The organism is Amycolatopsis sp. NPDC114503 (assembly GCF_055633655.1).
On sequence record NZ_JBVKDT010000016.1, the window covers coordinates 117,599 to 143,371 of the forward strand.

Below are 25,773 nucleotides of genomic sequence, written 5' to 3' on the forward strand. Positions count from 1 at the left end.
GAAGGGCGGCCTCTGTCTTATGTGGACTCAATGCAAGGGACGGAACCCGACCCGCTCAGCGTCAGCCGCGCTGCGGAACCACACCTCGGCGACCATCTTCGGGAACTGCGGCGAATCCTCACCGCAATACCGCAACGCCGTCACACTCGCCTTCACCGTGAAACCGTCCGCCGGACGGCCACCGCCCGGACGCGGCATCGCCGAACCCGGACCGAACGGCCCCGGCGGCACCGCGTCGTCAGCAGTCTGCCTCGCGGGCGGCGGCTCCGGCGCGGCCATCGCGGCCTGGTTCGGCTGCACGGACGGCTCGAACAGCGAACCGCTGTGCCCACCGGCGAGATCCGGTTCGCGGCGCTCCACCGGGCGCATCGACGGCTGGATCGGTTGCGGTGCGTCGAAACCGCCGCGCGGGGATTCGCGGCGCTGCCGCTTCGGCAAGCCTTGGTTGCCCGCAGTGTCCTCTGTGGACTCCGCGACCGGCTCGGCGTTCGGGATCAGATGATCGGTCGTCGAATCCTCTTCGAGGTGACCGACGGTCGATTCGACTGGTTCGGCGGGTTCCTCGAACGCCGACCGCTGCGGCGCGTCCGGCTGGTTGAACCAGGCCGGCTCCGGCTCGGGCGCGCGGCCCGGGCCCGGGCGGAACAGCGAGACCGGCTCGGGGTCCGAAGCGGTGCTGTCCAACGGAGTCGGGTCGAGTCGACGCTCCAAAGAGGACAGACCGTCCGCCGGTTCGGTCAGATGATGGCCCTGCTCCTGCTCAGCGGGACTGTCCGCTGCGGGATAGTCCGCCACCGGAACCTCGGCCGGGTCCGGAATGCGGTGGTAGCCGCTGTCGTGCGCGTCCGCCGGGTCCGGAATGCGGTGGTAACCGCTTTCGTGCGCGTCCGCCGGTTCCGCGATGCGGTGGTAACCGCTGTCGTGGTCCTCGGCAGGCTCGGCGATGCGGTGCGAACCGGTGTCGCGGTCGACCGGCTGCAGGTACTCGGTGGCCGCGGCGCGGTAGGCCGAACCGGAGTTCTCCGGAGCGCTCTCGACCGGCGCGCTGTCGAAAAGACCGTTCGCCGCTTGGTGTTCGCGAGCCTCAGCCTGAGCGAACGCCTCGTCGACGTCGTCCTCCGCGAGATCCGGAGAGTCCACAGAGGCCGCGGGCTCCGCGGCGACCGGAGCCGCCGGTTCCGGAGCCGTGCGGTATTCCGCGTCGTACTCGGCTTCCGGCTCGAAAGCGCTCGTCGCCTGGATGACTTCCGTCGGAGCGTGCTCGCGGCGGTCTCTGGTCCAGTCCTCCGCGGGCGGCAGCACCGCGGTGCGCGCGGGCGTGCTGGCCGCGGCGCGTGCCGTGTCGGCGTGCGCGCTCGCCAGTTCCGCTTCCAGTTCGCGTACCCGCTTGCGTGCCGGACGCGCCAGCACCAGCCAGGCGATGACAGCGCCGACGATGAAGGCCAGCAGGCTCCAGAGCCACACCTGCCCGAAAATGGACATCTTCCGCCCCTTTTAGAACGTTCGCGCGACCAGGTAGTCGGCGACCGACTCGCAAGCGTCGCGCGCAGGGGAAGCGGGCAGCGAGGCGAGCTCGGCACGTGCTCGGGAAGCGTAGTCGGAAAGGGTTTCCCGCGCGCGTTCGAGGCCGCTGGAACGGCGCAGCAGCTCGAGCGCCTCGGCCACCAGGGCGTCGTCGGTGATCGGGCCGGCGAGCAGCTCGACGAGCCGCGGTTCGGTGTCCGGGTCGGCCAGCGCGTACAGCATCGGCAGCGTGCGAACGCCTTCCCGCAGGTCAGTGCCCTGCGCCTTGCCGAGCTCGACCGACGGCGACGCGATGTCGATGACGTCGTCGGAGATCTGGAAGGCCGCGCCGATGATGTCGCCGAAGCGGCGCAGCGCCTGGATGTGCTCCTCGGCCGCGCCGGACATCATGCCGCCGAAGCGTCCCGACGTCGCGATCAGCGAACCGGTCTTCTGCGCGATCACGGTCAGGTAGTGCTCGACCGGATCGTCGCCGGGACCAGGGCCCACGGTCTCGCGCATCTGCCCGCTGACCAGCTCGCCGAACGTCTCGGCGATGATCCGCGCGGCGTCCGTGCCGAGGTCGGCGACGAGCCGCGAAGCGTGCGCGAAGAGGTAGTCGCCGGTGAGGATCGCGACGGTGTTGTCCCAGCGCGAGTTGACGCTCTCCGCGCCGCGGCGCATGGTCGCCTCGTCCATGACGTCGTCGTGATACAGCGTCGCCAAGTGCACCAGCTCGACCGCGGCAGCCGCGATCAGCACCTGCTCGCCCTGCTTCGGCCCGAACTGCGCGGACAGCAGCGTGAACAGCGGACGAAAACGTTTGCCCCCCGCTTCGACCAGGTGCAACGCGGCGTCGTGCACGGCAGGCACGTCGCTCTTCACGACGTCCCGCAGCATCGTCTCGACGTCCGCCAGCCCGCCCGCGAGGGCGCGCAGCAAAGGCTCGTCCTGGATCTGCAGCCCGACGGTCGCGCGCAGGTCCTCGACAGCGCCATCCCGGGCCGCCCCCGGAGGTGGTGAAGACACAGACACGTCGGCTCCGCTCTCTCGTGGCGCTTCTTCGCCAGTCGGTTACCCCCTTCAGGGTAGTGGTTGCCCCGCAGCCTGCCTTTACCCGCTGTCCTGCGGAAACGGTGACGAACGCGACACTGCCGCCCCGGGTGCGCGCCAGGCCACGAACGGGTTGATCCGCGCTCCCGGACGGGTGATCGCAGCCTGAGGACGCAACGGGCGATTCGGACCTGCGGATAGTCCTGGGAGGGAGCATCAGCAGCTGAGGAGACAACCATGATCATCAAGCGCGCCGCACTGGCCGGAGCAGCACTGGCCACCGCCGGCTTGCTCGCCGCCGCCGGAACCGCCAGCGCGGACAGCCCTGCCGGAATCGCCGACATCGGCAACGCGAACTTCACGAAGTCCGGAACCACGATTTCGGTGCCCACCCAGGCCCCGTGCGCCGTAGAGGGCCCGACGAGCGGCTCCGCAACGGCAGTGTCCCAACCCGGAATCCGCTTCGGCGGCGGTACGTCCTCGTGCACCACGGAGGTAACGGACCCGGCGAACGACGTCACCACCACCACGTCGACCGCAACCGGGAACAACTTCGAACTCTCGGCCCTGGTGAGCACAGGCGGCAAACGCATCCGCATCTCGTCGTACACGGTGACCTGCAAGGCAACGCAGAGCGGAACCAACGCCACCTGGACCCTGAGCGGTCTCACCGGAATCAGCGGCCTGCCGTCACCGATCCCCCCGAACTACACGAAGCCGCTGACGAAATCGGACGGCACGGTACTGGCGAACGCGGTCTTCAACATCCAAACGCTGCCCGGCGACGGAAGCATGGCCCTGACGATGCTGCGCATCGACTTCGCCCCCGCCTCCGGCGCTTCAGGATCGGTCACTGTCGGCCACACCGCCTGCGCTCCCACGCCTTAAGTACGTGAGGGGAACCCCAAGGGAATCAGATTCCTTCAGGGTTCCCCTCACGACCAGCGACCGGGAATGCGGGCTGCCCACTCACCGAACCGCCGCCGCAACGCATCCAATGCCACATTGGGGCGCTAGCCGCCACCCCCTAAACCGCAGCCCGCGCACCAAACCCACCAGCCACCCAAGCCCCGCGCCCCACCAACCAACCGCAGCCCGCGCACCCAACCCACTAAGCGCAGCCACACTCCCCCGCACCCCGATACGAAGCCAAAAACGCGGACGGCGGGTGCTTGTCAAGGCATCTTTCCCGCCTTGACAAGCACCCGCCGTCCGTCGTCACAATCAGCTTCGGGGTGCCCGCCCAAGAAACGAGGCGCAATGTCGCCGCCAGGCGACGAGCCGCCACGAAGGACTCAGGAAGCAAACCCCCCAGCCCCAGCCCAATCCAACGCAAACGCAGGCAAAACCCCAAGCACCAACGTAACCACAACACCCAACGCAATAGCCGCAGCAGTAAACCCACCCGGCACACTCACCGTAGGCCCATCCGCAGCAGGCTCCGAGAAGTACATCAACACAATGACCCGCAGATAGAAGAACGCGGCCACCGCACTAAACACCAGCGCGACAACCACCAACGGCGCCATCCCATCCGACAACGCCGCCGAAAACACCACGAACTTCCCGACAAACCCGCTAGTCAACGGAATCCCGGCCAACGCCAGCAACAGGAACGTAAACACCCCCGCCAGCAACGGCGACCGCTTGGCCAACCCAGCCCAAGCGGAAAGATGCGTAGCCTCCCCGCTGGAATCCCGAACCAGCGAAACCACGCCAAACGCGGCCAACGTAGTAAACCCATACGCCAGCAGATAGAACAGCGTGCCCGACAACCCATCCTCAGTCATCGCGATCGCACCCACCAACAAGAACCCAGCGTGCGCCACCGACGAGTAAGCGATCATCCGCTTAACATCCGTCTGCGTCAGACCAAGAATCGCCCCGAGCGCCATCGAAATAATCGCCACCGCCCACATGACCCCGCGCCATTCCCAGCTGGTCGAGGAAAACCCGACGCTGAGCACCCGCAAGATGGCCCCGAACGCGGCAACCTTCGTACAGGCAGCCATAAACCCGGTCACCGGAGTAGGCGCACCCTGGTAGACGTCCGGCGTCCAAGTGTGGAACGGCCCCACCGACCCCTTGAACAGCAGACCCACCACGAGCAAGCCAAGACCAGCGAACAACAACGTGTCCGACCGATCCGACCCAGCCGCCGCGTGCGCGATGTCAGCCAGCTTCACCGAGTCCGCGTACCCGTACAGCAACGCCAGCCCGTACAGGAAGAACGCCGACGAGAACGCACCCAGCAGGAAGTACTTGACCGCAGCTTCCTGCGAGATCAGCCGACGCCGCCGCGCCAACCCGCACATCAGATACAGCGGCAGCGAAAGCACTTCCAACGCGATGAACATCGTCAACAGATCGTTCGCCGCGCAGAACGTCATCATCCCGCCGAGCGCGAAGAGCGTCAGCGGAAAGACCTCAGTCTGCGACGTGGTCGCAGCCTGCGCCCGGTCCTGCACGGTCCCCGGCCGAATCGCCGCCTGAGCCACGAACGCGCCGCCAGGCTCGACCTTGCGATCCGCGATGAGGAACACCGCGCCAATCCCGAGCAGCAGCAACGTGCCCCACAGGAACAGCGACGGCCGGTCCACCGAGATCGCGCCGGAGAAGGTGGTCGTGCCAGCCTTCGTCGACGTGGAACCGGTCGCGTAGAGGATCAGCGAAACCCCTGCGGCGATGATCGCGACGAGGGAGATCGTGACCTGGATCCCCCACCGCGTCGCCTTCGGCGCGAACGCTTCCACCAGCACGCCGATGCACGCGACGCCGAAGACGATCAGCATCGGCAGCACGGCCGCGTAATCGACCGAAGGCACTTCCAGTGGCGCTGCCGGCGCCTGCGCCAGGAACATGTCGAGCACGGTTTACTTGCCTCCCTGCACGGCAGACAGCGTCGCCTGCACCGACGGGGTGATCGTGTCGAGCATCGGCTTGGGGTAGAAACCCAGTCCGATGATCAGGATGACCATGGGCGCGAGGATCGCGATCTCGCGTTTGCCCAGGTCCGTGATTGCCTTGCGCGCACCGAGTTCCGGTGCGATCGCGGTGCCCGGCCCGCCGCCGACGCCCACGAGAGCGTCGCCGCGAACCGGACCCTGCATGATCCGCTGGTACAGCCACAGCACGTAAGCCGCGGCGAGCACCATGCCCACGGTCGCGAGGATCGTGTACACCGGCTGGTCCACAAAGGACCCCAGCAGCACGAGGAACTCGCTGACGAACGAGTTGGTACCAGGCAGCGACAGCGCGGAAAGCCCGGCCAGCAACAGCATTCCGCCGAGCAGCGGGGTCACCTTCGCCATGCCGCCGTAGTCCGAGATCTTGCTCGACCCGCCGCGCATCACGATCAGGCCGATCACCACGATCAGCATCCCGGTCGACAGGCTGTGGTTCAGCATGTACGACACCGAGCCGACCATCGCCTGCTCGTTGAAGGTGAAGATGCCCAGCGCGATGAACCCGAAGTGGGCGATCGACACGTAGGCGATGAACCGCTTCATGTCCCGCTGACCGGCCGCGAGGATCGAGCCGTACAGCACGCCGATCACCGACAGGATCAGCACCAGCGGAGCGAGCGCCTTGCTCCCTTCCGGGAACATCGGCAGGCAGTACCGCAGGAAGCCGAACGTGCCGACCTTGTCCAGCACGCCGACCAGCAGCACCGCGACGCCGATCGGAGCCTGGCCGGCGGCGTCCGGCAGCCAGGTGTGGAACGGGACCAGCGGCGCCTTGATCGCGAACGCGAGGAAGAAGCCGAGGAACAGCCAGATCTGCGTGCCGGTCGGCGCGTCGCGCACCACCGTCACCAGCGTGGCCCAGTCGAACGTGCCCTTGCCGCCGAGCTTGTCCGAGGCCAGCGAGTACGCCCCGATCGCCGAGGCCAGCATGATCAGGCCGCCGAGGAACGAGTACAGGAAGAACTTCACCGCCGCGTACTGCCGGTTCGCGCCGCCGTAGCCGCCGATCAGGAAGTACATCGGGATCAGCATGATCTCGAACAGCACGTAGAAGAGGAACACGTCGGTCGCCGCGAAGACGCCGATCGTGATCGCCTCCTGCAGCAGGATCAGCGACAGGAACCCGCCCGCGCTGCGGCCCGCGGGCAGTTTGTCGGTGAGCCCGAGCGCGCCGACGACGATCGGCACCAGCAGCGCGATCACCGCGATCATGATGAGCGAGATGCCGTCGGTGCCGAACGAGATGTGGATGCCGAAGCTCGGGATCCAGTCCATCGTCGTGGCCTGCTGGATGCGCTCGCCCGAAGGCGAGTAGCTCGCCCAGAACGGGATGATCAGCAGGAACTCCACAATGGACACGGCGAGCGCCGTGGCGACCGCGGCCCGGTCGTTCCCCTTGAGGAACGCCAGCACCAGCGAGCCGGCCAGCGGCAGCAGGATGAGCGCCAGAAGCCAAGTCATGTCAGGAGAACCTCACCAGCAGAAGGGCCGCGAGAAGCAGGAACGTGCCGCCGAGCATGGACAACGCGTACGACCGCACGAATCCGGTCTGCATCCGGCGCAGCCGCCCGGACCCGCCGCCGAGTGCCGCGGCGAGGCCGTTCACCGCGCCGTCCACGCCGCGGTTGTCCACGTACACCAGCGCCCGCGCCAGCCAGGTGCCCGGACGGGCGACCAGGGTTTCGTTGAGGGCGTTGCCGTACAGGTCCTTGCGCGCCGCGCGGACCGGCCAGGCCACCCGCTCCGGGCGTTCGACCGGAACGTCGCGCGACGGGCGGAACAGCCAGACCGCCAGCAGCACGCCGAGCGCGGCCAGCACCAGTGTGAGCACCGGGACCGTCCACGAAGGAATCGGGGTGTGCTCGGCTTCCGCGTGCTCGCCGACCACCGGGGCCAGCCAGTCGACGAATCGGTTGCCCAGCGCGAAGAACGCACCGGCGCCGACCGAGCCGACGGCCAGGATCGCCATCGGGACCCACATGATCGGCTTGGACTCGTGCGGGTGGAAGTCGCGTCCGTCGCTGCTCTTGATGTCCTTCCAGCGCTGCTTGCCGAAGAAGGTCATCATCATCAGCCGCGTCATGTAGAACGCGGTGAGCCCGGCGCCGATCACCGTCGCGAGGCCGAAAGCCCAGCCGCGCCAGCCTTCCTGGCCGAACGCCGCCTCGATGATGGCGTCCTTCGTGTAGTACCCGGTGAGGAACGGGAAGCCGATGATCGCCAGGTAGCCGAGGCCGAAGGTGACGAAGGTGATCGGCATCTTCTTGGCGAGGCCGCCGAACTTGCGCATGTCGACCTCGTCGTTCATGCCGTGCATGACCGAACCGGCCCCGAGGAACAGCCCGGCCTTGAAGAAGCCGTGCGCCACCAGGTGCATGATGCCCAGCGCGTAGATGCCCGGCCCGAGGCCGACCGCCAGCATCATGTAGCCGATCTGGCTGACCGTCGAGTACGCGAGCACCTTCTTGATGTCGTCGTAAGCACAGCCGACGACGCACCCGAGCAGCAGCGTGACCGCGCCGACGAGCGTGACCACCAGCCGGCCGTCCGGCGTCGCGGTGAAGATGACGTTGGAGCGGGCCACCAGGTACACGCCCGCGGTGACCATCGTTGCCGCGTGGATGAGCGCCGACACCGGGGTCGGGCCCTCCATCGCGTCCGGCAGCCACGCCTGCAGCGGGAACTGGCCGGACTTACCGCAGGCGCCCAGCAGCAGCAGGATCGCGATGGCGGTGATCGCGCCCGGCGGGATCTTGCCCTGCGCGACGCCCTCGAAGACCTGCGCGTAGCCGGTCGACCCGACGTACTTGAACATCAGGAAGATCGCCAGCGCGAGCCCGACGTCGCCGACGCGGTTCATCAGGAACGCCTTCTTCGCCGCGGTCGCCGCGGACGGGCGGTTCTGATACCAGCCGATCAGCAGGTACGAGGCGAGACCCACGCCCTCCCAGCCGAGGTACAGCGTCACGAAGCTGTTGCCCAGCACCAGGATCAGCATCGAGGCGACGAAGAGGTTCAGGTACGCGAAGAAGCGGTACCGGCCCTCGTCGTCGGCCATGTAGCCGATCGAATAGAAGTGGATCAGCATGCCGACGCCGGTGATCAGCAGCACGAACGTCAGCGACAGCGCGTCGATCCGCAGCCCGAAGTCCACTTGCAGCTGCCCGACCGGGATCCACGAGAACAGCTTGGTGTCCACAGTGGAGTGGCTGTTGGTGGAGAAGAACAGGATCACGGCGTACACGAAGGCGAGCGTGACGGTGGCACAGCCGAGCAGGTGCCCCCACGCCTTCGCGCGTTTTCCGGATAGCAGCAGAACCAGGGCGCCGAGGGCGGGAAGGGCCACCAGCAGCCACGATGATGCGGTCACTCGGTCGTCTCCCTCAGTACTTCAGCAGGTTCGTGTCGTCGACCGAGGCCGAGCGGCGGGTGCGGAAGATCGCCATGATGATCGCCAGCCCCACCACGACCTCGGCGGCCGCGACCACCATCACGAAGAACGCCATCACCTGGCCGTGCAGCCCGCCGTTGATGCGGGCGAAGGTGACCAGGGTCAGGTTCACCGCGTTCAGCATCAGCTCGATGCACATGAACACGACGATCGCGTTGCGGCGGACCAGCACGCCCACCGCGCCGATGCAGAACAGCAGCGCGGACAGCAGCAGGTAGTAGCTCGGGGTCACTTTCCTTCCCCTTCTTCTTCCTCGGCCGGCTCAGCCTTTTCGGCGCCGCCGACCAGTGCGTGCGCGTCGGGCTTGGGGCCCTCGTCCGCGATGAGCTTGCGCTCGCGCATGAGCCGGATCGCCGAGGTGGACTCGATGATCTCCGACAGCGACTCCGGCGCGACCGAACCGTCCGGCAGCAGCGCCGGGGTCGAGACCGAGCTGGCGGTGGCGAACACGCCGGGGCCGGGCAGCGGCGACGGGCGGTCGTGCTCGCCGCGGAAGCGCATCTTGACCAGTTCGCGCTGGGAAGGCTTGCCGCCCTTGGCGTTCCGGCCGGTGAAGGCCAGCACCATCGCGCCGAGCGCGGCGGTGATCAGCAGCGCCGAGGTGAGCTCGAACGGGAACAGGTACTGGGTGAAGATCAGCCGTCCGAGGCCGCCGGGGCCGCCGCCGGTCTGCTGGTACGGGTCGAGCGGCTTGGCCGGGGTCACGTTCACCATCGCGCGGAACACGCCCGCGGCGATCAGGGCGGCGAGCCCGATGCCGAGCACCCCCGCGGCGAGCCGCTGCCCGCGCAGCACCTCGACCACCGAGTCCGAGCTGTCCCGGCCGACCAGCATCAGCACGAACAGGAACAGCATCATGATCGCGCCGGTGTAGACGATGATCTGGGTGAACCCGAGGAACGGCGCGGACTGCGTCATGTACAGCGCGCCCAGCGTCAGCATCGTGAGCACCAGCCACAGCGCCGAGTGCACGGCGTTGCGGGAGAAGATCATCCCGAGCGCGCCCAGCAGCGAGAGCGGGCCGAGGATCCAGAACGCGATGGCCTCGCCGGTCGTCACGGAAGCGTCGACACTGGCCGCCGGGGCCTGCGCGAGAAGGGCGGCGATCACTTCTTCGCCTCCTGCTGCTGCGCGTTCGCGGCCAGCTCGGGACCGTTCACGTAGTAGTCCTGCTCGTTGTCGCCGAGCCGCATCGGGTGCGGCGGCTGCTCCATGCCCGGCAGCAGCGGAGCGAGCAGGTCTTCCTTGGTGTAGATGAGCCGCTGCCGGTCGTCGTCGGCCATCTCGTAGAAGTTGGTCATGGTGAGCGACCGGGTCGGACAGGCCTCGATGCACAGGCCGCAGCCGATGCAGCGCAGGTAGTTGATCTGGTAGTCCGCGCCGTAGCGCTCGCCCGGCGAGTACCGCTCTTCGTCGGTGTTGTTGCCGCCCTCGACGAAGATCGCGTCCGCCGGGCACGCCCACGCGCACAGCTCGCAGCCGACGCACTTCTCCAGCCCGTCCGGATGCCGGTTGAGCTGGTGGCGGCCGTGGTAGCGCGGCGCGGCCGGAGCGCCGGCCTCGGGGTACTCCTCGGTCGCGACCTTCTTGAACATCATCCCGAAGGTGACGCCGAATCCCTTGATGGGATTGAGGAAGTCAGTTGCCGCCATCTTCTGTTCCTTCCTGTGCGGCCGCCGCGGTGACGCCAGCCGGCTTGCGCCGCGCGGCCTTCGCCTCCGCCTTGGCCAGCGCCTTCTGCCGCGGCGTCGCGTCCGGGACCCGCAGGTCCAGCGGCGGCAGCGGGTAGCCGCTTCCGGCCAGGTCCACGTAATCCGATTCGGGCACCTTCTTGTCCGGCAGCGCGAGGCTCAGCAGCACGAGCACCACCAGCACGATGCCGACGCCGACGAGGATCTGCGGCCAGCTCCACTGGATCGTCTTGATCGCGACCACGACCACGATCCACACCAGGTTGACCGGCACCAGGACCTTCCAGCCCAGCCGCATGAACTGGTCGTAGCGCAGGCGGGGCAGCGTGCCGCGCAGCCAGATGAAGCCGAACAGCAGCAGGAACGTCTTGGCGAAGAACCAGAGGATCGGCCACCAGTTCTGGTTCAGCGCCGAATCGTCGCCGACGAACGGGAACCGCCAGCCGCCGAGGAACAGCGTGGTGCAGAACGCCGAGACGATCACCATGTTGACGTACTCGGCGAGGAAGAACATCGCGAACTTCATCGAGCTGTACTCGGTGTGGAAGCCGCCGACCAGCTCGGATTCGGCCTCGGGGAGGTCGAACGGAGCGCGGTTCGTCTCGCCGACCATCGAGATCACGTAGATCACGAAGCTCGGGATGAGCATGTAGAAGTACCAGCCGTGCGTCTGCGCCTGCACGATTTCCGACGTCTGCAGCGAACCGGAGTACAGGATCACCGCGACGATCGAGAGGCCCATCGCGATCTCGTAGGAGATCACCTGCGCCGCCGAGCGCATGCCGCCGAAGAGCGGGTACGGCGAACCGGAAGCCCAGCCCGCCAGCACGATGCCGTACACGCCGACCGACGAGCAGGCGAGGATCACCAGCACGCCGACCGGGAGGTCCATCAGCTGCAGCACCGTCTGGTGCCCGAAGATCGAAACCACCGGGCCGAACGGAATGGCCGACAGCGCGATCAGCGCGGGGACCGCGGACAGCACCGGCGCGAGGAAGTACACCTTGCGGTCGGCGGTGTCCGGGATGATCTGCTCCTTGAACGGGAGCTTGACCGCGTCGGCGAGCGACTGCAGGTAGCCGCCGGGGCCGACCCGGTTGGGGCCGGGCCGGTTCTGCATCCGGCCGATCGCCTTGCGCTCCCACACGATCAGGAAGATCGTCAGGACCGGCCCGATCAGCAGGACCACGACCGCCTTGATCAGGACGAGCCACCACGGGTCGTCGGCGATCAGCCGAGCCCGTTCCGCGGCGTCCGGGTACGCGGCGAGGAACTGCGTGAGCTGCGGGCTCACTGGTCACCTCCGGAGATCTGCACGAGCGCGCCGTGTCCGGCGGCGAGTGCGGCGCGGACGGCCGAGCCGTCGGAGTTGCCGGGCAGCCACACGACGCCGTCCGGCAGGTCGGCGACCTCGACCGGCAGGGTGATCGACCCGCGCTCGTTCGACACCCGGACCGTCTCGCCCAAGCCCTCGGCGGTCTTCGCCGAAAGCCGCGCGACCGGCGGCCGCTGGGTGCCCTTGAGGTGCGGTTCGTCGTCCTGCAGCGAGCCGTTGTCGATCAGCTGCCGCCAGGTGGCGAGCACTGCCTTGCCGTTCGGGACCGGGGCCGCCGCGGCGGCCACCGACGGTGCGGTCACCGAGGGAGCGACCGGCGCGAGCTTCGCGAAGTCGCCCGCGGCGGCGGCCGGGGTCTGGGTGAACAGGTCGGCGTCCATCTCGACGGCCAGGGTGTCGAGCACCCGGCCGTCGGGCAGGGAGCCGGTGCCCTCCAACGTCGCGGCGAAGTCGCGGCGGCGGCCCTCCCAGTTGAGGTAGCTGCCGGACTTCTCGACCGCCGGGGCGATCGGCAGGACCACGTCGGCCCGCTCGGTGACCTCACCCGCCCGCAATTCGAGACTGACCACGAACCCGGCGTTGTCGAGCGCGCGGCGGGCCAGGTCCGGGTCCGGCAGGTCGTTGGGGTCGACGCCGCCGACCACCAGCGCGTCCAGCTGTCCGCCCGAAGCGGCCTGAAGGATGCCGGTGACGTCGCGGCCCGGTTCGGCCGGGAGCTCGGCGCCCCACTGCTTTCCGACCTCGGCGCGAGCCGCGTCGTCGGCGACCGAGCGGCCGCCCGGGAGAAGCGTTGGCACACAACCGGTTTCGAGCGCGCCCCGGTCGCCCGCGCGGCGCGGGATCCACGCCAGCCGGGCTCCGGTGCGGGCGGTGAGCCGCAGCAGCGCGGAGAACAGCCCGGGGATTTCCGCGGCCCGCTCGCCGACCAGGATCACCGCGCCTTCGCCGCTGAGCGCCGCGTCGACGTCGGCCGCGTGCTGCGCGATGCCGTCCACCGCGGCCGCTTCGCCGCCGGGAACGCAGGCCAGCAGTTCGCCGAAGGTCTTGCGCACCGAGGAGGTCGTCCACTGTCCCAAGTGGACAACGCGGGTGCGGTTCTTGCGGGCCGCCTTGCGCAGCCGCAGGAACACGATCGGCGCTTCGTCCTCGGGCTCGAACGCCACGCACAGCACCGTGCGGGCGTTTTCGAGCTCGTTGAACGTCACGCCGGTTTCCGGCGTGGTGCCCACGACCGTCGAGCCGAGGAACGCCAGCTCCTCGTCCGAGTGCGCGCGGGTGCGGAAGTCGATGTCGTTGGTGCGCAAGGCGATCCGGGCGAACTTCGAGTACGCGTAGGCGTCCTCGACGGTCAGCCGTCCGCCGGTGAGCACTGCGGCGCCCTTGCCGTCGCGGGCCTTCAGCAGCCCGGACGAGGCGGCGCGGAGCGCGTCGGTCCAGGACGCTTCTTCCAGCTCGCCGTTGGCGTTGCGGACGAGCGGACGGCGGATCCGGTCACCGGCCTGCACGTAGCGGAACGCGAAACGGCCCTTGTCGCACAGCCATTCCTCGTTCACCTCCGGGTCGTCGCCGGCCAGCTTGCGCTGGACCTTGCCGCGCCGGAAGTCGGTGCGCTCGGCGCAGCCGGACGAGCAGTGCTCGCACACGCTCGGCGCCGACACCAGGTCGAACGGCCGCGACCGGAACCGGTACGCCGCGCTGGTGAGCGCGCCGACCGGGCAGATCTGGATCACGTTGCCGGAGAAGTAGCTCTGGAAGGGCTCGCCGCCGGTGGTGCGGGACGCGAGGTCCAGCACGTCGGCGGTTTCCGCGGTGCCGATCTGCTGGTGTGCGCCGCGTTCGAGCAGCGCGATGAACGGGTCGCCGGCGATCTGCTCGGAGAACCGGGTGCAGCGCTGGCACAGCACGCAGCGTTCCCGGTCGAGCAGCACCTGCGACGAGATCGGCAGCGGCTTGGGGAACGTGCGCTTCGTGTCGACGAACCGCGATTCCGCGCGGCCGTGCGCGAGCGCCTGGTTCTGCAGCGGGCACTCGCCGCCCTTGTCGCAGATCGGACAGTCGAGCGGGTGGTTGATGAGCAGCAGCTCCATCACACCCTGCTGCGCCTTGTCCGCGACCGGCGAGGTGAGCTGGGTTTTCACCACCATGCCGTCGGCGACCGTCATCGTGCACGAGGCCTGCGGCTTCGGCATCGGACGACCGCCCATTTCGACCTCGACCAGGCACTGGCGGCAGGCGCCGGCCGGGTCGAGCAGCGGGTGGTCGCAGAACCGCGGGATGCTCGTGCCGAGCCGTTCGGCGGTGCGGATCAGCAGCTCGCCCTTGGGCGCGATGACCTCTTCGCCGTCGATGGTCAGCTTGACGTAGCCCTCGGGGACCGGCGTTTCAGCCGTCTCGGGCTTGTCGGGCGCGATCGTCATGCCTGCGCTCCCACCAGTTCTCGCTTAGCGCTTTCACACAGGGCCAGGAACTCGTCCCGGAAGTACTTGATGCCGCTCTGGATCGGCGACACCGCGCCGTCGCCGAGCGCGCAGAACGAGCGGCCGAAGATGTTGTCGCACACGTCCAGGAGGGTGTCGATGTCCTCCTCGGTGCCGTGCCCCTCGACCATCCGCTCGAGGATCTGCGCCAGCCAGTACGTGCCCTCGCGGCACGGGGTGCACTTGCCGCAGGACTCGTGCTCGTAGAACTGCGTCCACTTCATGACCGCCCACGGCACCGAAACGGTCTCGTTGAAGACCTGCACCGCGGTCGTGCCGAGCATCGAACCGGCCTCGGCCGCGCCCTCGAAGTCGAGCGGGACGTCGAGGTGCTCGGCGGTGAACATCGGCGTCGACGAACCGCCCGGCGTCCAGAACTTGAGCGGGATGCCGTCCTTCATGCCGCCGGCCAGCTCCAGCAGCTCGCGCAGCGTGGTGCCGAGCGGGCATTCGTACTGGCCGGGCTTCTCGACGTGACCGGAGATCGAGTAGATCTTCGGACCGGGCGACTTCTCGCGGCCCATCTCGCGGAACCAAGACGAACCGGCGTTGATGATGTACGACGCGCTCGCGATGGTCTCGACGTTGTTCACCGTCGTCGGCGCGGCGTACAGACCGGCAGCGGCGGGGAACGGCGGCTTGAGCCGGGGCTGGCCGCGGCGGCCTTCGAGCGAGTCGAGCAACGCGGTTTCCTCGCCGCAGATGTACGCGCCGGCCCCGGCGTGCACAGTCAGCTCGAGGTCCCAGCCGCTGCCGAAGATGTTCTTGCCGAGGTAGCCCTTCGCGTACGCCTCGCGCGCGGCCGCGTTGAGCCGGCGGATGCAGTGCAGCGCCTCGCCCCGGACGTAGATGAAGCAGTGGTGCGACCGCATCGCGTACGAGGCGATGATGCAGCCCTCGAGCAGCGAATGCGGGTCCGCCATCATCAGCGGAATGTCTTTGCAGGTACCGGGTTCGCCCTCGTCGGCGTTGATCACCAGGTAGTGCGGCTTGTCCTCGTTGGGCGGCATGAACGACCACTTCACGCCCGCCGGGAAGCCCGCGCCGCCGCGGCCGCGCAGACCGGAGTCCTTGACCACCTGCACGAGCTGCTCGGGCGTGGCGGCCAGCGCCTTGCGCGCCGCGGTGTAGCCCTCGAGCGCCTCGTACGTCTCGATGCGCCAGGATTCCGGGGACAGCCAGCGCTTCGTGAGGACCGGAGTGATGGGATCAGCCATTACTTCTTCTCCACTTCTGGAAGCGGAACGTCCTGCGCACCGGGAGCGGACCAGCCGCGGTCCGCGGCGATCTGCGCCCCGCGAAGGGTCTCGACCGCCTGCGACGGACCGTCCACGGCACTGCGGTAAGCGGCCTCGTCCTCCGGCCAGAACCCGGCGAGCTGCCGCTCCGCGCCCTTGAAGTCGGTCAGCGCCGCACCGCGCGTCGGGGCGGGCTTTTTGCCTGCCTGCAACGCGTCCACGAGGGCGACCGCCTGCTCCGGCGTCTGGTTGTCGAAGTACTCGTAGTTGACCTGGATGACCGGCCCGAGGTCGCACGCGGCGAGACATTCCGCGTGCTCCAGCGTGATCGAGCCCTGCGCACCCGGCGTGCCCGCGGTTTCCTCGTGCCCCAACGGCTTTTCGTCAGAACCGAGGTGCGTCTGGAGCTTCTTGTAGATGTCGTCGCCACCGAGCGCCGCGCACAGCGTGTTGGTGCAGACGCTCACCAGGTGCTCGCCGCACGGACGGCGCTTGTACATGGTGTAGAACGTCGCGACCGCGCTGACCTCGGCGTCGGTGAGGTCGAGATGCTGTGCGCAGAAGGCGATGCCTTCCTGGCTCACGTAGCCCTGCACCGACTGCACGAGGTGCAGCATCGGCAGCAGCGCCGAACGCGACACCGGGTAGCGGGCGATGATTTCCTTCGCCTCGCGGTGCGTGTCCGCGTCGAAGATGTCCGCCGCCGGTGTGTCGGCGAGAAGGTCCTCGGCCAGCGAAGGATCGGGCGCGATCGCCGCGACATCGGTGTCCGCTCCCGCGGCCGCGTACGTCTTCGTCGCGTCGCGCGGCCCCGGCTCCGGGACTGCAGTCGGGTTCGTCATCGGTCAACTCCCCCCAGAACCGGGTCGATCGAGGCGATCACGACGACCAGGTCGGCGACCAGGCCGCCCTCGGCCATCGCGGGCATCGCCTGCATGTTCACGAAACTCGGCTCCCGCAGGTGCACGCGCAGCGGGCGGGTGCCGCCGTCGGACACCAGGTGCGCGCCGATCTCGCCGCGCGGCGATTCGACCGGCGCGTAGACCTGGCCCGGCGGCACGTGGAAGCCCTCGGTGACGAGCTTGAAGTGGTGGATCAGGGATTCCATCGACTGGCCCATGATCTTCTTGACGTGGCCGAGCGAGTTGCCCATGCCGTCGCTGCCGATGGACAGCTGCGCGGGCCAGGCGATCTTCTTGTCCTCCACCATGACCGGGCCCGGCTCGGCCATCTTCGCGACCTGCTTCATGATCCGCAGGCTCTGGTGGATTTCCTCCAGCCGCAGCAGATACCGCGCCCAGCTGTCGGCGTCGGTCGAGGTCGGGATGTCGAACTCGAGTTCGTCGTAGCGCGAGTACGGCTCGGTCTTGCGCAGGTCCCACGGCAGGCCCGCGGCGCGCAGCACCGGGCCGGTGATGCCGAGTTCGAGGCACGCGTCCAGCGGCAGCACGCCGACGTCCTTGAGCCGGTTGCGCCAGATCGGCTGGCCGGTGAACATCTTGTCGTACAACGGAAGCCGCTTGTCCATGATCTTGCAGAAGTCGAGGACCTTCTCGGCCCAGTCCTCCGGCAGATCCTGGGCGAGCCCGCCGGGACGGATGAACGCGTGGTTCATCCGCAGGCCGGTCAAGTACTCCAGCAGGTGCATGGCTTCTTCGCGCTCGCGGAAGCCGAGCGTCATCGCGGTGGTGGCGCCGAGATCCATGCCGCCGGTCGCGATGAACACCAGATGCGAGGTGATCCGGTTGAGTTCGAGGAGAAGCACCCGCAGGATCTCCGCGCGCGGCGGAGCCTTGATGCCCAGCAGCTTCTCGACCGCGAGGCAGTAGGCCATCTCGTTCGACAGCGGGGCGAGGTAGTCCGCGCGCGTCACGAAGGTGACGCCCTGGGTCCAGTTGCGGAACTCCGCGCTCTTCTCGATGCCGGTGTGCAGGTAGCCGACGACCGCGCGCAGCTGCGTGACCGTCTCGCCTTCCAGCTCCAGCACGAGCCGGAGCACGCCGTGCGTCGACGGGTGCTGCGGGCCCATGTTGATGACCATGCGGTCGTCGTGCTGGGCGTCGCCGAGAACTTCGTCCCAGTCCCCGCCGGAGACGTGGTAGACGGGGCCTTCCGTGGTGTCCCGGACTTCCGCGTACTCGGCTTCCGTCGTTTCGTCGTTGATAGTCACGAGTACGACCTCCGCTGGTCCGGCGGCGGGATTTCCGCGCCCTTGTATTCGACCGGGATCCCGCCGAGCGGGTAGTCCTTGCGCTGGGGGTGGCCGTCCCAGTCGTCCGGCATGAAGATGCGGGTCAGCCCGGGGTGGCCGTCGAAGACGATGCCGAACATGTCGTAGGCCTCGCGCTCGTGCCAGTCCGCCGTCGCGTAGACCGGCACCAGGGACGGGACGTGCAGGTTGTCCATGTCCATGGTGATCTCGAGCCGGATCCGGCGGCGGTAGGTCATCGACAGGAAGTCGTAGACCGTGTGCATCCGCTGCGGAACGTCCACGCCGTAGTCGACGCCGGTGACCGCCATCAGCATTTCGAACCGCAGGCCCGGGTCGTTGCGCAGCACCTTCGCGATGTCGACGAGGTGCTCGCGGCTGACGTAGAAGGTGATCTCGCCGCGGTCCACAGTGGTCTGGAGGATCGCCGAAGCCGGGATCTTGTTGTCCGCCAACGCCGCCATGAACTCGTCGGCGAACTCGTCGAACCAGCCGCCGTACGGGCGCTCGGCGGGCGGCGGGCTGTACGCGGGCAGCCGCAGGCCGCCGTAACCGGAGGTGTCCCCGCTGCCGCGGACACCGAACATGCCCTTGCGCTCGCGACCGGCGACAACCGGCTCGGCCGCTCCGGGCCCGTGCGCTTCAAGACCGGCTTCGGGCCGCTCCGCGCTGGACTGCGGGCCGCCGGTTTCGGGAGTCTCTTCGGGGTTCTCAGGCACCGGTGCTCACTTCTTCGCGTACTTGATCGAGGACGGGATCAGCTCGGTACGGGCCCCGCTGGCCGCGCGGATCGCGGCGCGACGGGCGTTGATCGGCTCGTCCTGGATCTTGGCGTGCAGCTTGAGGATCGCGTCGAGCAGCATCTCCGGCCGCGGCGGGCAGCCGGGCAGGTACATGTCGACCGGCACGATGTGGTCGACGCCCTGCACGACGGCGTAGTTGTTGAACATCCCGCCGGACGAGGCGCAGACGCCCATCGAGAGAACCCACTTGGGCTCGGCCATCTGGTCGTAGATCTGGCGCAGCACCGGGGCCATCTTCTGGGTCACCCGGCCGGCCACGATCATCAAGTCGGCCTGCCGCGGCGTCGCGGAGAAGCGCTCCATGCCGAAGCGCGCGATGTCGTAGCGCGAACCGCCGACCGACATCATCTCGAACGCGCAGCAGGCGAGCCCGAAGGTCGCCGGCCACAGCGAGTTCTTGCGTGCCCAGTTGACCAGTCCCTCGAGGCTGGCCAGCAGGATGCCGTTGGGGAGTTTTTCTTCCAGGCCCATGGGTTCAGTTCCAATCCAGGCCGCCGCGCCGCCACACGTAGGCGTACGCGAACCCGACCGTCACGATGAACAGCACGATCTCCACCAGGCCGAAGACACCGAGTGCGTTGGCGTTCACCGCGAACGGGTAGAGGAACACCATCTCGATGTCGAACAGGATGAAGAGCATGGCCGTGATGTAGTAGGCCACCGGCATCCGGCCGCCGCCGACCAGCGGCTGCGGCGACGGTTCGATGCCGCACTCGTACGCCGCGGTCTTCGCGCGGTTGTACCGCTTCGGCCCGACGAGCGGCCCCAGCAGCACGGAGAACACGGCGAACCCCGCCGCGAGCACGAAAAGCAGGACGAGCGGCAGATACACGTTCAGTCCGGGCGCCGCCGGTCCGGGATCGGCCTGCGCCAGCACGGGCACCATCAGCACGGGGTCTTCGCCATCCTTTCCGCGCCGCTGCGGGTTGTTCTCGGGTGGTGGTCCGAGTTCTCGGTTGCGCACCCTAAGGGAGCTGGGTCACACCGCCGAGGGTCAGGGCGCCCTTACGGCCCGTGTCCGGACCACGGCACGCTTGTGAAATAGTTCACAAGCGACTGGTCGCGGTTGTGAAGCGATTCACAAAGCATGGGGGGAGTGTAGGACGTGAGTCACACTCTTGTCCCGAGGGGTTGCGGACTAAGGCGGCCCTAACTTTCTCCGGCCGTTCCCCAGGCCCACCCCCGCCCGCAATGGCGAGACCAGCGGTAAAGGCCGATTCAAGAACCGCGCCGACCGAGCCGGACGACTCGATCTTGTGACGTATCACACTGACCGGCCGGACAACCGATTGCTCCACCCGGGTAACCACAAGCCCAGAAATCCCGTACGACAGCCCAAAACCCCCCGCAACCGACGCCCCCAACCATCGAGTCGCCCCAGCCACTCCCGCGCACCCCGCGCACCCAAACCGCGAGGCACCCAGCTCCTCCCCCGCACCCCGATACGAAGCCTCCCTGCGGTTCGGGGGTGCTTGTCAAGGCATCTTTCCCGCCTTGACAAGCACCCCCGAACCGTCAGCACAATCAAGCTTCGGGGTGCCCCACGCAACGCACCCACGCGCAATGTCGCCGCCAGGCGACGAGCCGCAGCTCAGCGAGGCCGAGGAGTAACCCGAGCCAACGCCGAGATCAACCGATCCACCCCATCGCCCCCACGAGCGTCGTAACACCCGGAAAGCCCCTTGTACACCAAGGGAAGAAGCCGATTAACCCGCAACCCGTACTTAGTAGCCGCATGCATGATCTTCGGCTTCCCGATCAACTTCGCGAACACATTCCCGAGCCGGTAATACCCGCCCATCAGCTCGCCAACAGCCCGCGGATACCCCTCCAACGCCCGCTCCCGAGACGGCCCCTCCGGCCGAGCCAACGCCTGCACCACAGCCTCCGCCGCGAGCTGCGCCGACTCCATCGCCGCCGAAATCCCCTCCCCGTTGAACGGACTCACCATCCCCCCGGCATCCCCGAGCAGCAGCAGCCCGTCGCGGTAATGCGGAGTCCGGTTGAACCCCATCGGCAACCCAGCCCCGCCGACCTTGCCGATGGCGTTTTCCTCGCGGTAGCCCCATTCCTCAGGCGTCCCGTCAAGCCACTGCCTCAACAACGCGCGATAGTCGGTGTTCCGGAAGGACGCCGACGTAGACAACATCCCCAGCCCGACGTTGACCGTCCCGTCACCGAGCGGAAACGCCCACCCATACCCAGGCAACAGCTTCGGATCACGCGGATCAGACCGGTCCCACAGCTCAAGATGACCCTCGATAAACGGATCATCATGCTTAGGGCTCTTGTAATACCGCCGAACCGCGACCCCCATCGGCCGCTTCTCGTTCTTGTCGATCCCCACACTCAGCGCGAGCCGAGCCGACACCCCATCACAGGCCAGCACCAACGGCGCCCGATAACTGACGGGAGTCTTCTCCGGCCCCACCTTCGCCTCAACACCAACCACCCGCCCCGATGCGTTGGTAATAGCTCCAGTCACCGTGGTCCGCTCATACAACCGCGCACCAGCCTTAACCGCGGTCTTCGCAAGCAGGTCGTCGAAGTCGTGGCGAGTCCGGGACACCCCGTACGGCGGGTAGTCGGTGAGGTCCGGCCAGTCGAACTCCAGCGTCAGATCCCCGGTAAGAATCCGCAGCCCCCGGCTACGCACCCAGCCCGCTTCCTCGCTGGTATCGAGCCCAAGGTCGATCAACTGCTTGACCCCACGCGGAGTAAGCCCGTCCCCGCACACCTTCTCGCGCGGAAACACGGTCTTCTCCAGCAACAGCACGTCCACCCCAGCCCGAGCGAGGTAGGTGGCCACGGTCGAACCAGCCGGTCCCGCCCCGACCACGATCACTTCAGCGTCGTGGTCTGGGCTGCGGCGGCGCGAAGTCGTCATACCGCCGAGTTTAGGCAGGCTTGCGCGCGCGGTGGATCGCGACGACGCCGAATGTGAGGTTCAGCCATTCGACCTCGGTCCATCCGGCGCTCGCGATGATCTCGCCGAGCCCGCGCTGATCGGGCCAGGCGAGCATCGATTCGGCCAGGTAGGAGTAGGCCTCGGGGTTGGTCGAGGACCGGCTGCCGACCCAGGTGAGCAGTTTGAGGATGAACCGCCGGTAGACGAACCGGATCGGGGCGAACGAGGGCGTCGACACCTCGCAGATCACCAGCCGGCCGCCCGGTTTGACCACGCGCAGGATCTCCGCGAGCGCGCCCTTGGTGTCGACGAAGTTCCGCAGCGCGAGCGAGATCGTGACGGCGTCGAAGCTGTCGTCGGCGAACGGCAGGCGCATCGCGTCCGCGGCGACCATCGGCACCTTCCGGTGCAGGCCCGCCTTGAGCATCCCGACGGAGAAGTCGGCGGCGAGGCACCAGGCTCCGCCGCGCGCGTACTCGACGGTGGACACCCCGGTGCCCGCCGCCAGGTCGAGCACCTTCTCCCCCGGCTTGGCGTCCAGCACGCGCGCCGTGGTGGTGCGCCAGCGCCGGTCGAACCCGAACGTCATGAACGAGTTCGCCCGGTCGTAACCGGACGCGACGCCGTCGAACATCGCGGCGACTTCGTGCGGATCCTTGTCCAGGCTCGCTCGGGGCATGGGTCCGAGATTAGTCCGTCCGTGCCGCGCGGTCGCGCGGGAGCAGGACGCTGGCGGCGATCAGCCAGACGAGCCCGCCGAACCGGCCGACCGGGATCAGCGGATACAGCGCCGGAGTCAGCAACGACAGCGAAGCGAGCACGGCCGCTGCGGCGACCACCAGCCCGACGACCGACAGCCAGCGCGGCAAGAGGTCGAGGAACAACGCGGGCACCGCGATCCCGGCGATCAGCAATGCCAACGGCACCACGAATCCCGGCCCGCCGGACGCGAACGCGAGGCTGGTCAGCGCCCGCGCCACCGCAGGCGTGTCGCCGGCCTGCGCGGCGGTCCAGGTGATCAGCCCGCTCATCGCGAGCGCCCCCGCGGACAGCACGCCACCGGTGAGTCCGATCACCGCGCCCGGCGCAGCGACCCCGAGCCGCCGCTGTCTGCGGTACGCCGTCGCAGCCCACACGGCCAGCGGGACCGACGCCCCGAACACCGCGAACGCGAGCAGCCGCACGACGCCCTGGTTGCCGCCGACATACGCCGCGACGTCCGCCGCGCTGGAATCCGGCCGCGTCCCCGCCGCCCCCAGCACCGCCGACGCGATGGTCAGCACCCCGAACGCCAGCGCCGGTGCCAGCAACGGCGGGCCACCCTGCCGTCTAGTCATGGTCGTCATGGCAAACCTCCAGTTCAATTAGTTTCATCATAATAACGATTACACTGGCGTAATGGATTGTCAAGCGATACGGTTCAGGGCATGCAAGGACCCCCGACGTTCGGCAGTGCCTTCCTGCTGGCCCAGCTGGGCGCCCACGCGACCCAGCGGTTCACCGAGCGGGTCGCGGACCTGGGCCTGACGCCGCCGCAGACCGGGCTGCTCCGGGCGATCGCGCGCCGCCCCGGCGAGAGCCAGCAGGTGCTGGCCGCCGAACTGGGCACCCCGCCGACCCGGCTGGTCGCCCTGGTCGACGGCTTGGAGCAGCAGGGCCTGATCGAACGCCGCCGCAACCCGCAAGACCGTCGCCTCTACGCGGTTTTCCTCAGCGACAAAGGCCAAGAAACGATGGCCGCACTGGCGAAAGCCGCCGCGGCGCACGAAGACGAGATGATGGCTGCACTGTCCACAGAGGAACGTTCAGTGCTGCGCGAATTGCTCGGTCGCGTCGCCGAGGACCGCGGCCTCACGCCCGGCATCCACCCTGGCTACCGCACCTGACCGCTAGCTGTCTGTGAAGGGCTCCTTGAGGGAATTAGATTCCCTCAAGGAGCCCTTCACGGACCTTCGTCAGCCCAGCGCTGCGAGCATCCCCCGCACCGAGGTCGGCCACGCGAACTCTTCCGCCCGAGCCCGCGCAGCCGCTCGCCGAAGCTCTTCAGGGCTGTCCAGCAACCCGGTCACCGCGCTGGCAAAAGCTGGCGCGTCGTCATCCACCGCCGCACCACAACCCGGCCGCACGATTTCCCGCAACGCGGACGACGCCGAAACCACCACCGGCGTCCCCGAAGCAAGCGCCTCCAACGCGGCCAGCCCGAACGTCTCATGCGGTCCCGGAGCCAGCGAAACATCCGCGCTGGCCAGCAACCGAGCCACCTCGCCCCGTCCGGCCAGGAAGCCGAGGAACGTCACCGGCAACCCCCGAGCCCGCCGCTCCAACGCCCGCCGCCGAGGCCCGTCGCCCGCGATCACCAATCGCACCCGCGCGCCGGATTCAGTCAGCTCGGCGACCGTATCCACGCTCCGCTCAACGTGTTTCTCCGGCGACAACCGCCCACAATGGACAATCAACGCGTCGGCACCGCCGGCCAACGCCGACCGCCACCCGGAATCACGCATCGACGGCGCGAAGGTAGCCAGATCCACCCCCAACGGCACCCGCCGGACATTCGGCGCGGCGATCCGCTCGAACTCCGCATGCGCGAACGCCGTAGTGCAAACCACCGTGTCGTACGACGCCGCCATCCGCCGGTTAGCGACATCCGCGACGTGCCGGGCCATCGCCTCCGGCAGGAGAAACTGCTCCAGCAGCCGATCCAGCCGCTCGTGCGAGATCACCATGCTGGGCACGCCGTTCCGCCGGGCCCAGACGCCCATCCCCCGCAACGTCAGCCGGTCGGACACCTCCAGCCGATCCGGTTCCAGCCGCCGCAACACCGTCCGCACCCGCTGCGGATCGACCGCGCGATAGCCGCCGGTGCACGGAATCTGCAAGGCAGGCAACGAATACCGGCACACTCCGGTCGGCAGGCTTTCCACCGAGTACCGCCGTCCCGGCACGACCAGCGTCACCCGATGCCCGCTGGCGACGTACCCCGCGCCAAGGTGGTTCAGCGCGGTCCGCAACCCGCCGGAGCGCGGTCCGTAGAAGTTCGCCAGCTGGACGATGTGCATGGCTCAAGCCGCACGCGCGACTCGGCCCTGCACCGCTTCGTAGTGCCCGACCAGCTCCCGGCACACCGCGGGCCACGTCCGGCCCAGGACCACTTTCCGCGCCTTCTCGCCCAGCCGCGCCCGCAACGCCGCGTCCCGCAGGTCGTCGACCTTGGACACCAGCGCCGGGCCGAACGACTCACGATCAGCGGGCAGCAGATACCCAGTCCGGCCAGGCAAAACCAGATCCTTCGGCCCGCCCGCGTCCGGCGCGAGCACCGGCAGTCCCGACGCCATCGCCTCCTGCACCGCCTGGCAGAACGTCTCGTGCGGCCCGGTGTGGACGAAAACGTCGAGGCTCGCGTACGCGACCGACAGCTCGTCGCCGTACTTCGCGCCGAGGAAAGCCGCGCCAGGCAACCGTTCCCGCAACGCCGGCAGCTCCGGCCCGTCGCCGACGACGACCACCCGAACGCCCGGCATCCCGGCCAGCACGGTCAGCCGGTCGACCTCCTTCTCCGGCGCGAGCCGTCCGACGAACCCGACCAGCAGCTCGCCGTTCGGCGCGAGTTCCGCGCGCAGCGCCGGATCCGCGTGCGCCGGGGAGAACCGGCTGATGTCGACCCCACGCGCCCAGCGGTGCACGCGCGGAACGCCGTGCAGCTTCAGCTGTTCGATCGAGTCCGACGACGGCGCGAGCGTCCGGTCGGCCCGGGAGTGCAGGCGGCGCACCCAGCGCCAGGCCGCCCGCGCGCCGATGCCGAAGCCGTACGACGTGGCGAACCCGGCGATATCAGTCTGGTAGACCGCGATCGACGGCACCCGCAGCCGTCTTGCCGCGGCGAGCCCGCGCGCGCCGACCACGAACGGCGAAGCCAGGTGCACGACGTCCGGGCCGAAATCGGCCAGCGCGGTCAGCACGGTGCGCGTCGGCAGGCCGATCGGCAGGGAGTTCACGCCGGGGAAATCCAGCGCCGGAATGCGGACGACCGGAGCGCCGCGGTAACTCGACGGCCCCGGCCCCGGCGCGACGACCAGCACGTCGTGCGCGGATTCGACCAGGTGCTCGACGACCCGCAGGACGGAATTCGTCACGCCGT

General features: G+C 68.4%; 23 protein-coding genes. 2 read left to right on the forward strand and 21 right to left on the reverse strand.

Annotated features, from left to right (window positions below; all coding sequences use genetic code 11):
• Nucleotides 1-27: 27 nt before the first annotated feature.
• On the reverse strand, nucleotides 28-1,482 hold the full coding sequence (locus tag ACZ7OI_RS42995; protein WP_470269860.1) for a LapA family protein: 1,455 nt from the start codon (nucleotides 1,480-1,482) through the stop codon (nucleotides 28-30).
• A 12-nt stretch (nucleotides 1,483-1,494) separates the two neighbouring features.
• The gene (locus ACZ7OI_RS43000) at nucleotides 1,495-2,532 is read right to left on the reverse strand and encodes a polyprenyl synthetase family protein (RefSeq protein ID WP_470269861.1); all 1,038 of its coding nucleotides are present in this window, start codon (nucleotides 2,530-2,532) and stop codon (nucleotides 1,495-1,497) included.
• Between the two features lie 261 nt (nucleotides 2,533-2,793).
• On the opposite strand from ACZ7OI_RS43000, the gene ACZ7OI_RS43005 reads away from it, so the two are divergent.
• Nucleotides 2,794-3,444 carry a hypothetical protein gene (locus tag ACZ7OI_RS43005; RefSeq protein ID WP_470269862.1) on the forward strand — a complete coding sequence of 217 codons (651 nt, stop codon included), beginning with the start codon at nucleotides 2,794-2,796 and terminating at the stop codon, nucleotides 3,442-3,444.
• Nucleotides 3,445-3,851: 407 nt separating this feature from the next.
• Here the strand turns inward: ACZ7OI_RS43005 and nuoN are convergent, their stop codons facing one another.
• The 17 genes from nuoN to ACZ7OI_RS43090 form a co-directional block, all read right to left on the reverse strand.
• A complete protein-coding gene (gene nuoN, locus ACZ7OI_RS43010; RefSeq protein WP_470269935.1) occupies nucleotides 3,852-5,417 on the reverse strand; it encodes an NADH-quinone oxidoreductase subunit NuoN in 1,566 nt (521 codons plus the stop codon).
• Between the two features lie 12 nt (nucleotides 5,418-5,429).
• Nucleotides 5,430-6,983 (reverse strand): NADH-quinone oxidoreductase subunit M, encoded by a 1,554-nt coding sequence (locus ACZ7OI_RS43015; protein WP_344288285.1) that lies wholly within the window; start codon nucleotides 6,981-6,983, stop codon nucleotides 5,430-5,432.
• Between the two features lies 1 nt (nucleotide 6,984).
• A complete protein-coding gene (gene nuoL / locus ACZ7OI_RS43020; RefSeq protein WP_470269863.1) occupies nucleotides 6,985-8,892 on the reverse strand; it encodes an NADH-quinone oxidoreductase subunit L in 1,908 nt (635 codons plus the stop codon).
• Between the two features lie 13 nt (nucleotides 8,893-8,905).
• A complete protein-coding gene (nuoK, locus tag ACZ7OI_RS43025) occupies nucleotides 8,906-9,205 on the reverse strand; it encodes an NADH-quinone oxidoreductase subunit NuoK (protein WP_033291119.1) in 300 nt (99 codons plus the stop codon).
• The gene (locus ACZ7OI_RS43030) at nucleotides 9,202-10,083 is read right to left on the reverse strand and encodes an NADH-quinone oxidoreductase subunit J (protein WP_470269864.1); all 882 of its coding nucleotides are present in this window, start codon (nucleotides 10,081-10,083) and stop codon (nucleotides 9,202-9,204) included. Before ACZ7OI_RS43030 ends, nuoK begins: the two co-directional genes overlap by 4 nt.
• Nucleotides 10,080-10,625 carry an NADH-quinone oxidoreductase subunit NuoI gene (gene nuoI, locus ACZ7OI_RS43035; protein ID WP_470229205.1) on the reverse strand — a complete coding sequence of 182 codons (546 nt, stop codon included), beginning with the start codon at nucleotides 10,623-10,625 and terminating at the stop codon, nucleotides 10,080-10,082. Before nuoI ends, ACZ7OI_RS43030 begins: the two co-directional genes overlap by 4 nt.
• Entirely contained in the window at nucleotides 10,612-11,958 is a 1,347-nt protein-coding gene (nuoH, locus tag ACZ7OI_RS43040; RefSeq protein WP_470269865.1) for an NADH-quinone oxidoreductase subunit NuoH, read from the reverse strand. Before nuoH ends, nuoI begins: the two co-directional genes overlap by 14 nt.
• Nucleotides 11,955-14,417 (reverse strand): NADH-quinone oxidoreductase subunit G, encoded by a 2,463-nt coding sequence (locus ACZ7OI_RS43045; protein WP_470269866.1) that lies wholly within the window; start codon nucleotides 14,415-14,417, stop codon nucleotides 11,955-11,957. Before ACZ7OI_RS43045 ends, nuoH begins: the two co-directional genes overlap by 4 nt.
• The gene (nuoF, locus tag ACZ7OI_RS43050; protein ID WP_116202057.1) at nucleotides 14,414-15,694 is read right to left on the reverse strand and encodes an NADH-quinone oxidoreductase subunit NuoF; all 1,281 of its coding nucleotides are present in this window, start codon (nucleotides 15,692-15,694) and stop codon (nucleotides 14,414-14,416) included. Before nuoF ends, ACZ7OI_RS43045 begins: the two co-directional genes overlap by 4 nt.
• Nucleotides 15,694-16,557, reverse strand: a complete 864-nt coding sequence (gene nuoE, locus ACZ7OI_RS43055) for an NADH-quinone oxidoreductase subunit NuoE (protein WP_470269867.1) — start codon at nucleotides 16,555-16,557, stop codon at nucleotides 15,694-15,696. The genes nuoF and nuoE overlap by 1 nt, the downstream gene beginning before the upstream one ends.
• Nucleotides 16,554-17,885 (reverse strand): NADH-quinone oxidoreductase subunit D, encoded by a 1,332-nt coding sequence (locus ACZ7OI_RS43060; protein WP_470269868.1) that lies wholly within the window; start codon nucleotides 17,883-17,885, stop codon nucleotides 16,554-16,556. Before ACZ7OI_RS43060 ends, nuoE begins: the two co-directional genes overlap by 4 nt.
• Nucleotides 17,882-18,643, reverse strand: coding sequence for an NADH-quinone oxidoreductase subunit C (locus ACZ7OI_RS43065; RefSeq protein WP_470269869.1), 762 nt, complete (start codon nucleotides 18,641-18,643; stop codon nucleotides 17,882-17,884). The genes ACZ7OI_RS43060 and ACZ7OI_RS43065 overlap by 4 nt, the downstream gene beginning before the upstream one ends.
• A 6-nt stretch (nucleotides 18,644-18,649) precedes the next feature.
• Nucleotides 18,650-19,198: a NuoB/complex I 20 kDa subunit family protein gene (locus ACZ7OI_RS43070; RefSeq protein WP_009072052.1), complete on the reverse strand. Its 549-nt coding sequence runs from the start codon at nucleotides 19,196-19,198 to the stop codon at nucleotides 18,650-18,652.
• 4 nt (nucleotides 19,199-19,202) lie between these two features.
• The gene (locus ACZ7OI_RS43075; RefSeq protein WP_037818926.1) at nucleotides 19,203-19,613 is read right to left on the reverse strand and encodes an NADH-quinone oxidoreductase subunit A; all 411 of its coding nucleotides are present in this window, start codon (nucleotides 19,611-19,613) and stop codon (nucleotides 19,203-19,205) included.
• A gap of 705 nt (nucleotides 19,614-20,318) precedes the next feature.
• Nucleotides 20,319-21,614, reverse strand: a complete 1,296-nt coding sequence (locus tag ACZ7OI_RS43080) for a geranylgeranyl reductase family protein (protein ID WP_470269870.1) — start codon at nucleotides 21,612-21,614, stop codon at nucleotides 20,319-20,321.
• 10 nt (nucleotides 21,615-21,624) lie between these two features.
• Entirely contained in the window at nucleotides 21,625-22,314 is a 690-nt protein-coding gene (locus ACZ7OI_RS43085) for a demethylmenaquinone methyltransferase (protein WP_470269871.1), read from the reverse strand.
• A 10-nt stretch (nucleotides 22,315-22,324) separates the two neighbouring features.
• Entirely contained in the window at nucleotides 22,325-22,972 is a 648-nt protein-coding gene (locus tag ACZ7OI_RS43090) for a DUF4386 domain-containing protein (protein ID WP_470269872.1), read from the reverse strand.
• A gap of 90 nt (nucleotides 22,973-23,062) precedes the next feature.
• Between ACZ7OI_RS43090 and ACZ7OI_RS43095 the strand changes: the two genes are divergently transcribed.
• Nucleotides 23,063-23,521, forward strand: a complete 459-nt coding sequence (locus ACZ7OI_RS43095) for a MarR family winged helix-turn-helix transcriptional regulator (protein ID WP_470269873.1) — start codon at nucleotides 23,063-23,065, stop codon at nucleotides 23,519-23,521.
• Nucleotides 23,522-23,590: 69 nt separating this feature from the next.
• Here the strand turns inward: ACZ7OI_RS43095 and ACZ7OI_RS43100 are convergent, their stop codons facing one another.
• Both ACZ7OI_RS43100 and ACZ7OI_RS43105 read right to left on the reverse strand, forming a co-directional pair.
• The gene (locus tag ACZ7OI_RS43100) at nucleotides 23,591-24,694 is read right to left on the reverse strand and encodes a glycosyltransferase (protein ID WP_470269874.1); all 1,104 of its coding nucleotides are present in this window, start codon (nucleotides 24,692-24,694) and stop codon (nucleotides 23,591-23,593) included.
• Nucleotides 24,695-24,697: 3 nt separating this feature from the next.
• On the reverse strand, nucleotides 24,698-25,768 hold the full coding sequence (locus ACZ7OI_RS43105) for a glycosyltransferase family 4 protein (RefSeq protein ID WP_470269875.1): 1,071 nt from the start codon (nucleotides 25,766-25,768) through the stop codon (nucleotides 24,698-24,700).
• Nucleotides 25,769-25,773: the final 5 nt, after the last annotated feature.